The sequence below is a fragment of the Roseiarcus sp. genome, assembly GCF_052145395.1.
Lineage (GTDB): Bacteria > Pseudomonadota > Alphaproteobacteria > Rhizobiales > Beijerinckiaceae > Roseiarcus.
Genome location: NZ_JBKQOT010000874.1, coordinates 1 through 13,700, shown reverse-complemented (window position 1 = coordinate 13,700; position 13,700 = coordinate 1). Strand labels below are relative to the sequence as shown.

The window sequence follows — 13,700 nt, the reverse complement described above, 5'->3', positions numbered from 1 at the left end:
CTTATTTAACAGACCTTGTTCACCAGAAACAAGCTGCCTATCAGTATAATCCGTACCGGTCACGGTAGCCAAGAGCTCAAGACTATTGGTATCTGATACAGTATAGCTTATCCCAGCAGCAACAAATACTGATTGAAAATTGTTGGCTTGGTCTAGCTCCGCTGAGTTTGTTGAAGTTGATGTTCCGCTGTTGAAAATCGCGGCGTACTCGCCGGTCACGATGCATTTTGCGTTTTCGCTGAGGGATACCGTGCTCGTCGTGTTGATAACGTTAAACCCAATTTGCTGTCCCGGTAGAGACGGAGCGGTTACCTGCGAGGCCTTCAAGGTTCCCGCGCATTTCGAGCCGTAGGTGAAATTGTCGCCTATATCCTCATTGTGGTGCGCGGTATTGAAGAAGCCGTTGTTCAAGTACCGATTCATGCCCCAATAGGCGTCCGCAAAAAACTGCTGGCCGCTGACTTCGTTCTTGAACTCGACGCCATAGGTCGAGATCGATTCCAGCGCTCCGATCGGACGTCCATAGAGATCCGCGGACGCGCCCGGCCCGGTTGGGGAGTTCGCAATGTTGCTATTGTAGCCGACGGTCTCCTGGACGTGAAGTTGCAGCGGCAGATCGCTCCAGTTCTCCGCCAGCCGTGGAAACACCCCCGTCACAGCGGGGACGGCCGGCGACAGCAACGGCCATTCAGCCAGCGACAAATCGTCGCCCAGCGCGGCGCTAACGCCGCCAAGCGCAACGATCAGCCCCAGCGTCGGAACGGCGCTCCGAATCATCAGTCTTCATGGCTCCGAAGCGCGTGCACCCTCTCACACTCCTGGCGGCGCTATACGGTGCGCCAAACGTCTTCCGCGATCTCAAAACAGCCGCTCCGCCTCAAACCATGACCAGTCAATTCCTCCAAACTTAGCATGCGATTAGCCTGAACCTTCCCCCCCCCCAGGTCCCGCAGCCGATCGAGTTCTCCCTACGCACACGTTCATGGATCTGCGCGAGGCCCAAGCGCCTCGACTCGCGGCCCACACCGTTCCGCATTGAACCGGCAGACCGGCCCCCGCCCGCGAGCTAAGCCCCGCCTCGGGGCCCGCCCTCCATACCCATATTCCGCGCGGTGCGACAAGGTGACAAAAGCCACACCTCACCCAAAATCGAGCCGCCACGGCTGTCTGGACATAAGTGTCTAGACGGCCTGAAAAGAGTTGGCTAGCCTTTGAGATTGGCGGTTTTTCGAGGAGCGCGCATGAAATCGCACTACCGCGCTGTGGTCATTGGGGGCGGGGTCGTCGGCGCCTCGGTTCTTTACCATCTTGCGAAATTGGACTGGACCGATATTGCGCTGGTGGAGCGCTCCGTTCTGACCGCCGGCTCCTCGTGGCACGCGGCGGGCGGATTCCATGCGCTCAACGCCAATCCGAACATGGCGATCCTTCAAGCCTACACGATCGATCTGCTCAAGGAGATCGAAGCGGAATCGGGCCACGCGATCGGGATGCACATGACGGGCGGGATCCACGTCGCCTCGGCGCCCGAGCGGTGGGAATGGCTTCAGTCGAACTATCGGCGGTTCCAGGCCATCGGCATCGAGGACGTACGCCTGGTCACGCCGGAGGAGATCAAGGCCGCCTGCCCGATCATCGACACCGAGGGCGTGCTCGGCGGCATGTGGGCCGACCGGGAGGGCTACGTCGACACAACCGGCACGGTCTGGGCCTACGCCAGCGCCGCCAAAAAACGAGGCGCGGAAGTCATCGAGCACAACCGTGTGCTGGAGTTGAAGCAGCGGCCTGACCAGACCTGGGACGTCGTCACCGAAAACGGAATGATTCACGCCGAGCATATCGTGAACGCCGCCGGCTTATGGGCAAAGCAGGTCGGCCGGATGGTGGGGCTCGAACTGCCCGTCTCGCCGCTGGAGCACCACTATCTCATCACGGAGACCATTCCCGAGGTCGCAGCGCTGAAGACCGAGATGCCGATGGTCGTCGACCTCGAAGGCCATACCTATATGCGCCAGGACCAGAAGGGCATGCTGGTCGGCATTTACGAGACGAACCCGCAACATTGGTCCATGGACGGCGCGCCGTGGGACTACGGCGTCGAACTCCTTCAGGAGAACATCGACCGAATTGCGGGCGAACTCGAACTCGTCCACCGCCGCTATCCGGTCCTTCAAACCGCCGGGATCCGCAAATGGGTCAACGGCGCCTTCACCTTCTCGCCCGATGGCAATCCGCTTGTCGGCCCGATCGTTGGAAAACGCGGCTACTGGCTTGCCTGCGGCGTCATGGCCGGCTTCCTTCAGGGCGGCGGCGTCGGCAAGACGCTGGCGGAATGGATGGTTCATGGCGAGCCGGCCGCAGACGCTTTCGCCCTCGACATCGCCCGCTATGGACCCCACGCGTCCAATCGCGAATACATCCGGCAGACCACCGGCGAATTTTATGCCCGCCGGTTCGTGATGACCTATCCCAACGAGCAATTGCCCGCCGGCCGACCGCTGAGGACAACGCCGGCTTACGACGCGATGACGGAGGCGGGCGCCAAGTGGGGCAACTCGTGGGGTCTCGAAACCCCGCTCTACTTCGCCTCTCCCGATTTCAGAGAAAAGCCGACTCTGAAGCGCTCCAACGCCTTCGACATCGTCGGGGCCGAATGCCACGCCGTGCGCGAGGGCGTGGGGCTGCTCGATATCGCGCCTTTCTCACGCTATGAGGTGAGCGGCCCCGAGGCCGAGCGCTGGCTCGATTCGATGACCGTCGCCCGCCTGCCGAAACCCGGACGCGCCAAGCTCGCCCCGATGCTCTCGGAAACCGGCAAGCTCAAGGGCGACCTGACTGTCATCAACTGGGGCGACGGGACCTTCTGGATCGAAGGCTCCTATTACCTGCGCGCGTGGCACATGCGCTGGTTCGCCGACCATGCGCGAAACGGCGCGTCCGTGCGCGAGATTTCCGACGACGTGATCGGCTTTTCGATCTCCGGACCGAAGGCGCGGGCGCTCCTCGAGCGCGTCACCCATCAGGACGTCTCCAACGCCGCCATGCCGTTCATGGCGGCGGGCGTCGTCGACGTGGGCCTCGTGACGGCGCGGGTCGCGCGCATCTCGGTCGTGGGCGAACTCGGGTACGAGATTAACTGCCGCGCGCTCGATCATGGAACTTTGCGGCGAACGCTGTTGGCGGCCGGCCGCGACCTCGACGTGAGGGAATACGGAAATAACGCCCTCAACGCGCTGAGGCTGGAGAAGAGCTTCGGCATCTGGTCGGCGGAGTTCACCCAAGCCTACACCCCGCGCATGACCGGGATGGACCGGTGGATCGCCTGGGACAAGGGCGATTTCGTCGGCCGGGCGGTGGCGTTGGCCGAGCGCGACGGGCCGCCGCCGCCCCGTCAACTCGTCACCCTGGAGATCGACGCGCTTGACGCGGACGCCTCCGGCTACGAGCCGGTCTGGCGGAACGGCCGTAAGATCGGGTTCGTCACCTCCGGCGGATACGGCCATACGATCCGCAAGAGCCTCGCCATGGCGCTCGTCGCGCCGGAGAGCGCCGCGGTGGGAACCGAGCTTGCCGTCCATGTGGTCGGCGTCGAGCGCAAGGCGCGCGTCATCGCGCCGTCGCCCTACGACCCGGCGGGCAAGGCGATGCGCGGATGCCCGCGCACCCGGCGCCGGGCGACGCCCGGGCGCCGCGCGACGACTGGCTCGACCTTGCGCTCATGCTCCTGGCTCGACGAGGGATCGGCGCCCTCACCGTGCTCGACCTCAGCGAAAGGCTTGGCGTGTCGCGGTCGAGTTTTTATTGGCGCTTCCGCAGCCGCGACGACCTGCTGGAAAGCTTGCTGCAGCGCTGGGACGCCCGAAACACCGGATCGATCGTGCGGCAGGCCGAGGCGCCCGCCGCGACCATCACGGAGGCCGTCTGCAACGTCTTCCGTTGCTGGGTCGACGCGTCTCTTTTCAGTCCCCGGCTCGACGTGGCGGTGCGGGAATGGGCGCGGCTCTCTGAGGCTGCGCGACGGCGGCTCGACTGCGCCGACCGCGATCGCATGGCGGCGATCGAGGCCATGTTCGTGCGGCATGGCTACGCCCCGGAGGACGCCCTGGTCAGGGCGCGCGTGCTCTATACCATGCAAATCGGGTACTACGCCCTCGACATCAAGGAGGCTATGGAGGCGCGGCTCGACCTCGCTCCGCGCTATCTCGAGACCTTCACCGGCGTGCGGCCGCTCGAGGCGGAGCTCGCCGCCTTCCGAACCTACGCCCTCAGCCACGCCGGCGCAGAGGACTTCGAAGACCTGCCATGAGCGCGCGCTATTCCGCACTGACCATTGTTCGCGAGGGCTTGCGCGGCCACAGAGGCTGGCCGCAGGCTTGGCGCAAACCGAAGCCTCAGCGGACTTACGACTTCGTCGTCGTGGGCGGGGGCGGTCACGGCTTGGCGACCGCCTATTACCTGGCGAAAACCCACGGGCGCCGACGCGTGGCGGTGATCGAGAAAGGCTGGATCGGCGGCGGCAACACCGGCCGCAATACGACGGTCGTGCGGTCGAACTATTTCTATCCCGAATCGGTCGCGCTCTACGATCTCGCCCTCAGGCTCTACGAGGGCCTGTCCAGCGAGCTCAACTTCAACGTCATGCTGAGCCAGCGCGGCATCCTCAATGTCGCGCACACGCCGGCGCAGCTGGAGATTGCGGCGCGCCTCGTGAACGCCATGCAGATCAACGGTGTCGACGCCGAGTTCTGGGGGCCCGACGAGATCCGCAAGCGGCTGCCGCTGATGACCCAGTCGCTCAATTCGCGCTTTCTGCCGAACGGCGGCGTCTGGCACCCGAGGGGCGGCACGGCCCGACACGACGCCGTCGCCTGGGGCTACGCCCGCGCCGCCGACGGCCTCGGCGTCGACATCGTCGAGGCCTGCGAGGCCATCGGCTTCGTCATTGAGAACGCCGCCTGCGTCGGGGTCGAGACGACGCTGGGCGAAATCCGGGCTGAAGCCGTCGGCGTCGCGGTCGCCGGCCATTCGTCTCAGCTCATGGCCAAGGCGGGCGTCAAGCTGCCGATCCATTCTTACGCACTGCAGGCGATGGTGAGCGAGCCGCTAAAGCCTTGCCTCGACATCGTTCTTCTGCATCTCGGTACAGGAACCTACGCCAGCCAGTCGGACAAGGGCGAGATCGTGTTCGGCGGCGGGCTCGACCGCGTCCCGTCCTACGGCCAGCGCGGCAATCCGCCGATGCAGGAGATCGTCGTCTCGGGCCTGACCGAGATGTTCCCCGCCTTCGGCCAGCTGAAGCTGATGCGCCAATGGGGCGGCATCGTCGACTTCGTCCCGGATTCCTCGCCGATTATCGGACCCGCCCCGGTGCCCGGCCTCTTTCTCAACTGCGGCTGGGGGACCGGAGGCTTCAAGGCGATCCCGGCCGGCGGAACGTTGCTTGCCCATCTCATGGCGACCGGCGCGCATCATCCGATCAGCCGCCCGTTCGACCTCGACCGCTTCGAGACGGGGCGGCTGATAGACGAGGCCGCGGGCTCCGGCATCGCGCATTAGAGGCCGCCCCCATGCTGTTCCCCTGCCCCTTCTGCGGCTCCCGCGACGAGACCGAGTTCACTTACGTGGGCGAGCCGAAGGCGCGGCCCGAGCCGGCGGAGACGGTCTCCAACGAGGCGTGGGCAGAGTACCTGTACGTCAACGCCAATCCGAAGGGCGTAGCGCGTGAGATCTGGCTGCATCTGACCTGCATGGACATGTTCGCCATGACCCGCGATACGGTGACGAACGCGGTGCTGTCCTCCGAAACGCCGGGGCGGACGCGATGAGCGGCTCCCGTCTTCCGACCGGCGGCGCGATCGATCGCGGCCGACCGCTCGCCTTCGCCTTCGACGGCAAGGCGTACTTCGGCGCGGCGGGCGACAGCATCACCTCGGCGCTCCTCGCCAACGGGGTCCGCATCGTCGGTCGCAGCTTCAAGTATCACCGGCCGCGCGGAGTCTGGGGCGCCTGGACCGAGGAGCCGAACGCGATCGTCGACGTGACGCGCGAAGGCCGAACGACGCCGAACCTGCGCGCGACGGTCGAAGCGCTGGAGAACGACCTCGAAGTGCGCTCCGTCAACGCCGCGCCCACGGCGGCGGACGACCGCACCGCGTTCCTCGACGCCGCCTCCGGTTTCATGCCGTCCGGCTTCTACTACAAGACTTTCATCTGGCCGCGCTGGGAGACGTTCGAGCCGGTCGTCCGCGCCATGGCGGGCCTCGGCCGCCTCGATCCGGATCATCGCCCGGCGGCGGACAATCCGCATTTCAACGCGCATTGCGACCTCATTGTCGTCGGCGCTGGCTCGGCGGGCCTCGCCGCGGCCGGCGCCGCCGCCCGGGCGGGCCGCGTGGTGTTTCTCATCGACGACCACGCCGACATCGGGGGGCAGCTCGCGCATCGCGGCGGGACGATCGAAGGCGGCGGCTGGCGGGAGTGGGCTGACAGCGTCAGCGCCGCCGTCGCCGAGAGCGGCGGCCGCGTCCTGACCTCGACGACCGCCTTCGGCGTCTACGACCACAACCTCGTCTGCGCCTGGGAGCGCCGCGCGGACGGGCCCGACGCGCTCTGGCGCATCCGGCCGAAACGGATCGTCGTCGCGGCGGGGGCGATCGAGCGGCCGCTCACCGTCCCCGACAACGACCGTCCCGGCGTGATGTCGGCCGACGCGGCGCTCGCCTATCTCCGCCGCTACGCTGTGCTGGTCGGCCGCCGGATTGCGGTCGCGACCAATAACGACAGCGCCTACGCTGTGGCCGAGGCGCTTGCCGAGGCCGGCGCCGAGGTCGAGATCTTTGATACGCGCGCGGAGGGCCCGGCGACCGGGCTCAGGGTCACGCGCAGCGCCGAGATCGACGGCGTCGCCGGTCGCTCCGGCGTCACGGGCGTCAAGGCGGCTGGCCAGACGCGGCCGGCCGATGCGCTTCTGCTCTCCGGCGGCTGGACGCCGACCGTGCACCTTTACATGCAGGCGCGCGGCAAGCTCCGCTACGACGAAACCCTCGCGGCGCTCGTCCCCAGCGCCGAAGTCGCGGGCGTGACCGTCGCCGGCGCGGCCAACGGCGCGTTCACGCTCGACGGGGCGCTGGCTGAGGGCCATGCCGCAGGCGGCGGCGAGGGTTCTGCGCCCAACGCGCCGCGCGGGTCTTATCGCGTCACGCCCTTTTGGCCAAAACCGGACGCCCCCGGGCGCCGCTGGATCGACTTTCAGAACGACGTGACACTGAAGGACGTGATCCTTGCCGGCCGCGAGGGCTACGTCTCTGTCGAGCACCTGAAGCGCTACACCACGCTCGGGATGGCGACCGACCAGGGCAAGACCTCCAATGTCAACGGCCTCGCCGCGATGGCGGCGCTGACCGGCCGCACGATCGACGAGACCGGGACCACCACCTACCGCCCGCCCTTCGTCCCCGTGCCGATGACGGTCGTCGGCGGGCGGCGGCGCGGCCAAAACCTCAATCCGCTGAAGCGCCTACCGCTCGAGGCCGAGCACCGCGCCGACGGCGCCCAGATGCGCGAATACGGCGGCTGGCTCAGGCCCGCCTGGTACGGTCCGGACGACCCCGACCTCGCGATCCAAGCCGAGGCCAGGCGCGCCCGCGACACGGTCGCGCTGTTCGACGGATCGTCGCTCGGCAAGATCGAGGTCATCGGTCCCGATGCGCCGGCGCTGGTGGACTTCCACAGCTACAACCGGCTCTCGACCTTGAGGCCCGGCAAGATCCGCTACGGCTTCATCCTGTCGGAGACCGGGATCGTCGACGACGACGGCGTGACGCTGCGCCTCGCCGACGACCGCTTTCTGGTGTCGTGCTCCTCGGGCCATACGGACGCGGTCGTGACCCGCCTCGAGCTCTGGCGGCAGGATCGGTTCGATCCGCGCCGCGTTTTCATCCATGATGGGACAGCCCAGTGGGCGACGCTGACCGTCACCGGCCCTCGGTCGCGCGATTGCGTTGCGGCGCTCGATCTCGGCGTCGCGCTTGACGACGAGAGCCTGCCGCACATGGCTTTTACGACCGGGACTTATGAGGACGCGCCGCTTCGCATCGCCCGCGTGAGCTTTACCGGAGACCGCTCTTACGAACTGTCGGTCTCCCTTTCGCGTGCGAAAACCTTGCGGGCGAAGATCGTCGCGGCGCTGCCGGCGTTCGGCGGCGGCCTCATGGGCTCGGAGGCCCTGATGATCTTGCGGGCCGAGAAGGGCTACATCATCGTCGGCAAGGACACGGACGGCGCGACCATGCCGCACGACCTTGGCGTCTCGGCCCCGAGGGCGCAGCGCAAGGACGAGTACATCGGCAAGCGCTCACTGTTCCTGCCCGTCGCCCAGGACCCAGGCCGCAAGCAGCTTGTCAGGCTCGAGGTCGGCGCAGGCGAGGCGCCGTTGCCGACCGGCGCGCATGCGGTCGAAGGTGAAGGCAAGGAGCGCCGGTCGCGTGGCTATGTCACGTCGAGCTATTTCAGCCCGACGCTCGGGCGTCCGGTCGCGCTCGGCCTGATCGCCGACGGCGCGTCGCGGATGGGCGAGAGCCTCGCCGTCTATCATCTCGGGGCCGAGCGGCGCGCGCGCATTGCCCCGGCCGTCGCGCTCGATCCGCAAGGGAAGCGGCTTCATGCGTGAGACGGACTGGGCGCCGGCGCGCCGCGCTGAGGGGACGCTGGTGGCAAAGCCCGGCTTTTCGGCGCGGGCGCTTGGCGGGCTCGGGCAGACGCTCGTCTCCGGCGACCTCGACGCGGCGTTCGCCGGGCTCGCGCCCGGCGCGCCGTTCGTCGGCCTCTACGGGCTCGTCCCCGAAGGCGCGCATGCGCTCCGCATCGCGCGCGACCGGGCGCTGCTGGTGACCCCCGCGCCGCTCCGCGCGTCGGACGGCTGGCGCGAGGGTTTTTGCGCCACGACCGTCGACGACGGCTGGGTCGCGATCGAGGTCGAGGGCAAGGGCGCGTCGCTCGTCCTGATGCAGGGAACGGCGGCCGACCTGTCCGCCGGCTCGCCCTCGGCCGCGGTCCTGTTCGCCGGCCGGCGGTGCCTCATCGCCCGCACGGAGAGAGGCTTCCGCCTGCATGTTGAGGCGCCGTGGATCGAAGCGCTCGCGACCTGGCTCGACGGGGCGTGAGCGCGGCGCTCGGACCTCGTTCGGGCGCGGTTCAACGCCGTTCGGCATGCGTTCAATACGCGTTCAGCGCCATAATTGACCCCCTTATTCACCCCCGAATCGAGCCTTTTCAACGAGTTGATCGCGAGTTTGCGAACAAATGCAACAGCCTTCGAGACGAAGCGGCTCCCGCATTGGCAGCGACGAGAAACACTTTGCGTATGGCCGGAACGTTTCATGGAGGGACAGTAGCACGGTTTCCGATTTTCCGGAAATAATTGTCGGCTCTTACCGCGTTGTCCGTTGGCTGCGCCAGTGCGGATATCTTGGCTGGCCTCCCCAAACCGTCATGGCCGGGCTCGTCCCGGCCATCCACGCCGCGCCAGGGCCGTTCGCGACGCTCTTATAGATTATACAACGAAATCAATAGCCTATCAAGAAAGGACAGTGTTCGCGTGGGTGGCCGGGGCAAGCCCGGCCATGACGCGGTGTTGTTGATGGTTCCAATGGCGCGACCAACAGCTAAGGCGACGCCGGTCATCGCCCACGGTCGTCGACCGCGGCTACAGATGCTGGGTTCGGCGGTTCCAGGCGTCGTCCCAGAGACTGTCCCTGTCCGCATCGAAAACCAGCGTCGGATCGGCCTCCGCGGTCGCCCAGGCGCCCGCTTCGATCTCCTGGTCGAGCTGGTTGGGTCCCCAGCCGGCGTAGCCGAAGGCCACCAGAATTTTGACCGGCCCGCTCTTGTTGGCGATGTCGCGCAGGATCTTGACGCTCGACGTCAGCGACAGGCGATCATTGATGGCGAGGGTCTCCGGCAAGCGGTAGTCGGCGCTGTGGACGACGAAGCCGACCTGCGGCTCAACCGGTCCGCCCGCAAAGACGCGCACGCTGCCGGTGACGCCCGAGGTTTTTTCGCCGACCGCGTCGAGAAGGCTGGCGAGCGGTTGCTCTCCCATCGGCTTGTTGAGCACAATTCCGAGGGCGCCGGTCTGATCGTCCTCAACGATCAGGATCACCGTGTGCTCGAAGCGCGAGTCGCCCATCGCGGGAGCGGCGATCAGGAATTGGCCGGCGAGCGAGGAATGGGCCGTCGCTTCCTCAGGCTCAGTGGGCAGCGCCGCGTTGAGGAGCGCGGTCTGCAGGACGAAGGCTGCGACAAGCAGGCCCAGACGAGCGATCGCGGACATGGATAAGCGCCTCCAGGGCTGGCAATTCTAGCACGGGCGCGACGGTCTCCAAAGGAGGGCGGTTATCGACTGAAGCCACGAGGCCTTGGGAAAGCGCCGGGAGCCGTTCGGCCGTCATGCCTCCAACCCGAGGAGCATGATGTCGAGAGAAGCCGCCGCCTCACGGAGCGCCTTGCCCAGCGTGGCGAGAGGCAGACTGCGACGCTGTGCGAGCTCCAGATAGGTCGCGTCGTAAACGGTCAGGCCATAACGCTCGGCCAACCGCAGCGTCGTCGTCCAGGCATACGCGTCGGTGTCTGCATCGACTGTGATCGGCATCGCGGCAAGCTCGGTCAGCGACTGATCCCGATAGAGCGCCGTGATGCGTTTCCGCCGGAGGGCTGAAAGGCGTTGGCGACCTCGAGCCGCGAGAGCGTCGTCGCAACGGCGCCCGCTTCAGAAACGTGGTAGAGGACGGCATCCGCCGCCTGCGTGGCTTCGAGGAGGGGGTCGCGCCGCCCGATGGGACAAGCGAGCAGCGGCGCGGCTGGTCACACCCGCTTCAGATCACCAGTTGTGGTGGTAAACGTGATGATGAGGGGCATAGAAGTGATGGCGCACCGCGTTCGCGGTTTCATAGGTAAAGGTCTTGCTCTCGTTGGCTTGGTTCCACGCGCGATCGAAGGTCGATGAACCCTGTTGCGGGCCATAGGTTCCGTAGCCTGTGTCGCCCTGGGCGGATGCGGCGACGGGAAAGGCGAGAGCAGCGGCCAGGGTGGCGAAGGCGATTGTCTTGAGCATAGGGGGACTCCGTCAAGAGAGAATTGCTGGACCGTAGGTCGGTCCCGGATCAAGGGGCCGGGGTCAACGCGCTCCGGCTCCTCAGATCAACTTAAGCTGATCAAGGCCGAGGCTGCCAGTCTACCGAGGTTGGTCCGAAGATCCTGTTGGTTTGGGGGCCCGATACCTTCATTCTAGTCTGCTAGACGGTTCCTGCCTGAGATCATTCTGCCGGCGGTCGCATTGCCGTTCCCAGGAGCGCAGTTTGTCGTTACCCTGGGGGGCGAAGCCGCTCTTGCGTTCACCCCTCCTCGCTGTCCCTATCGAAAAGCCGCGCGATCGTCTTGAGCGGCGCGGACAGGTTGCGGTACGTCTCGGGGCCGATCGCGTCGACAATCTTCTGCTCGTGCCGCTCCGAGATCGCGTGCAGTTCGGGCATCAGGCTCGCGCCCTTGGCGGTCAGCATCAGCGCGTAGCTGCGCCGATCCCCCGGAGTCGGGTCGCGGCGCACAAGCTTGCGCCTTTCGAGCTCGTCGATCATGGCGACGAAATTGGCGCGCTTGATGCCGAGCGCCTCCCCGACCTCCCCCTGCTTCAGGCCCGGATTGCTCTCAATCACGGTCAAAATCGAATATTGCCCCGGGCGGAGGTCATGAGACTCGAAGGCGGCGAAGAAGTCCTTGAACACCGCGATCTGCGCGCGGCGCAGGAGATAGCCGATCCGCCGGTCGAGCGGCCCGTAGTCGATCGCGGCAGGATCGCTGCGCGGCGCGCCGTCGCCCGCGGCTTCGTCCTTGTCTGCGGCCCTGCGGGGCCGTGAAGCCGTCGCGCTCACCCGCGCCTCCCGCGCATTTTTTCGGAATTCGCAGCTACCAAGCATCAGCGGGCTTCCCCGGAGACCTCGTCCTGAGGAGCCCGCGTAGCGGGCGTCTCGAAGGGCGATCCAGAAGGCGCGATCGTGCGCGCTGGAGCGTCCTTCGAGACGCGTCGCCTGCGGCGCCGCTCCTCAGGACGAGGGCTTGGATAAATCGGCCCGTTATTTGGCCCTCGCCAGAATTCTTCCTCGCCCCACATTGACACGGAACGATAGATATGTTCAATAACAATTATTGCGCGAACCAAATCCGGGGACGAACCGGGGCGTGCCCAAGGTTTTCAGGAAACGCACTCGATCAAGGAGCAGACTCCCCCATGTCCTCGAATCTCCCCGCCTCGAAAGTCCTCGTGCTCGGCGCGGCGCTCGGCGCGCTCGCGCCCGCCGCCGCTCAAGCGCAGATCCGCGTCGGAATCGTCGTCTCCGAGACCGGCCCCGCGGCCGCGCTCGGCATCCCGCAGAAGAACACGGTCGTGCAACTGCCAAAGGAGGTCGCCGGGCAGACGGTCGAATACACGGTCCTCGACGACGCGACCGACCCGACCAAGGCGGTCGCCGACGCGCGCAAGCTCGTCGCGGAGGACGACATCGACATTCTGATCGGCTCGTCGGCGACGCCCGCGACCCTCGCCATGGTCGACGTCGCGGCCGAGACCAAGACGCCCTACTGCGCCATGGTGCCGACCAAGTCGACGGTTTCGCCGCTCGACGACAAGCGCCGCTGGGTGTTCAAGGCGCCGCAGGACGACGCGATCATGGCCGCCGCCGTGTTTGATCACATGAAGGCGAACGGCGTCAAAACCATCGCCTTCCTCGGCTACACTGATGGGTATGGCGAGGGCTGGCTGACCGCGACCAAGGCCGCCGCGAAGGAGCGCGGGATCGACATCGTCGACGTCGAGCGCTTCCAGCGCACCGACACCAGCGTCGACGCGCAGGCTCTCAAGATCCTGTCGGCCAATCCGGACGCCGTGCTGATCGCCGCCTCCGGGACGGTCGCCGTCATGCCGCAGAAGGCGCTGAAGGAGCTCGGCTACTCGAAGCCCATCTACCAGACGCACGGCGTGTCGACGATGGAGTTCGTCCGCGTCGGCGGCAAGGACGTCGACGGCACGGTGTTCCCGGCCGGGCCGGTCGTAGTGGCGAGCCTTTTGCCCGACAGCCATCCGAGCAAGGCCATCGGCCTCGCCTACATCAAGACCTACGAGGAGAACAACAAGACGCCGTTCGCCGCCTTCGGCGCCCATCTCGCCGACTGCACCGCGATCATGCTCGGCGGCGTGAAGGCGGCGCTCGAGAAAGGCAAGCCCGGCACGCCGGAATTCCGGGCGGCGCTCCGCGACGCGGTTGAGACGACGCACGAGCTCGCCGCCAACCACGGCGTCTACACCTATTCGCCAACCGACCATTCCGGCCTCGACAAGCGCTCGCGGGTTCTGATCAAGATCGTCGATGGCAAGTGGACGCTTCTGCCCGATCCGCAGTGATCGCTCGCCGATATGCATGTTTGAACGGACGGCTCCACGCTCTATCGGAGGGCGCCCGTCTCAGGCGCCCGGCGGCGAGACGCCGCCCCTCCGATTCCCCGCGACATCCGTTCAGCGGCGCATGAGACTGTGCGTAGACCGAGACGAGATATGCTGGCGCCAGCTTCCCCTCACCCGGCGACTTCGCCGCCACCCTCTCCCGGCGGGAGAGGGGCGTCCCTTCCCCCCCCCCGGGGGGAAGGTGGCCGGC

Annotated in this window: 11 protein-coding genes and 1 pseudogene; 7 read left to right on the top strand and 5 right to left on the bottom strand. The window is 66.5% G+C overall.

Annotated features, from left to right (window positions below; translation table 11 throughout):
- The coding region (locus ACLP25_RS30375) for a hypothetical protein (protein WP_442472814.1) at positions 1-777 on the bottom strand (777 nt) is incomplete at its 3' end.
- Between the two features lie 464 nt (positions 778-1,241).
- Between ACLP25_RS30375 and ACLP25_RS30370 the strand changes: the two are divergent.
- The 6 genes and pseudogenes from ACLP25_RS30370 to ACLP25_RS30345 form a co-directional block, all read left to right on the top strand.
- Positions 1,242-3,650: pseudogene (locus ACLP25_RS30370) on the top strand (GcvT family protein); the annotation flags it as partial.
- Between the two features lie 2 nt (positions 3,651-3,652).
- Positions 3,653-4,306, top strand: a complete 654-nt coding sequence (locus tag ACLP25_RS30365; RefSeq protein WP_442472813.1) for a TetR/AcrR family transcriptional regulator — start codon at positions 3,653-3,655, stop codon at positions 4,304-4,306.
- Entirely contained in the window at positions 4,303-5,556 is a 1,254-nt protein-coding gene (locus ACLP25_RS30360) for a sarcosine oxidase subunit beta family protein (protein WP_442472812.1), read from the top strand. The genes ACLP25_RS30365 and ACLP25_RS30360 overlap by 4 nt, the downstream gene beginning before the upstream one ends.
- A gap of 11 nt (positions 5,557-5,567) precedes the next feature.
- The gene (locus ACLP25_RS30355) at positions 5,568-5,825 is read left to right on the top strand and encodes a sarcosine oxidase subunit delta (protein ID WP_442472811.1); all 258 of its coding nucleotides are present in this window, start codon (positions 5,568-5,570) and stop codon (positions 5,823-5,825) included.
- Positions 5,822-8,668, top strand: coding sequence for a 2Fe-2S iron-sulfur cluster-binding protein (locus ACLP25_RS30350; RefSeq protein WP_442472810.1), 2,847 nt, complete (start codon positions 5,822-5,824; stop codon positions 8,666-8,668). The genes ACLP25_RS30355 and ACLP25_RS30350 overlap by 4 nt, the downstream gene beginning before the upstream one ends.
- Positions 8,661-9,161, top strand: a complete 501-nt coding sequence (locus ACLP25_RS30345) for a hypothetical protein (RefSeq protein ID WP_442472809.1) — start codon at positions 8,661-8,663, stop codon at positions 9,159-9,161. The genes ACLP25_RS30350 and ACLP25_RS30345 overlap by 8 nt, the downstream gene beginning before the upstream one ends.
- A gap of 542 nt (positions 9,162-9,703) precedes the next feature.
- On the opposite strand, the gene ACLP25_RS30340 is transcribed toward ACLP25_RS30345, so the two are convergent.
- The 4 genes from ACLP25_RS30340 to ACLP25_RS30325 all read right to left on the bottom strand — a co-directional run bounded on the left by ACLP25_RS30340 (position 9,704) and on the right by ACLP25_RS30325 (position 11,924).
- On the bottom strand, positions 9,704-10,330 hold the full coding sequence (locus ACLP25_RS30340) for a YqgE/AlgH family protein (protein ID WP_442472808.1): 627 nt from the start codon (positions 10,328-10,330) through the stop codon (positions 9,704-9,706).
- A 114-nt stretch (positions 10,331-10,444) separates the two neighbouring features.
- Positions 10,445-10,648, bottom strand: coding sequence for a type II toxin-antitoxin system VapC family toxin (locus ACLP25_RS30335; protein ID WP_442472807.1), 204 nt, complete (start codon positions 10,646-10,648; stop codon positions 10,445-10,447).
- A gap of 228 nt (positions 10,649-10,876) precedes the next feature.
- Entirely contained in the window at positions 10,877-11,110 is a 234-nt protein-coding gene (locus tag ACLP25_RS30330; RefSeq protein WP_442472806.1) for a hypothetical protein, read from the bottom strand.
- Positions 11,111-11,390: 280 nt separating this feature from the next.
- A complete protein-coding gene (locus ACLP25_RS30325; protein ID WP_442472805.1) occupies positions 11,391-11,924 on the bottom strand; it encodes a MarR family winged helix-turn-helix transcriptional regulator in 534 nt (177 codons plus the stop codon).
- 356 nt (positions 11,925-12,280) lie between these two features.
- On the opposite strand from ACLP25_RS30325, the gene ACLP25_RS30320 reads away from it, so the two are divergent.
- Positions 12,281-13,450, top strand: coding sequence for an ABC transporter substrate-binding protein (locus tag ACLP25_RS30320; RefSeq protein WP_442472804.1), 1,170 nt, complete (start codon positions 12,281-12,283; stop codon positions 13,448-13,450).
- Positions 13,451-13,700: the final 250 nt, after the last annotated feature.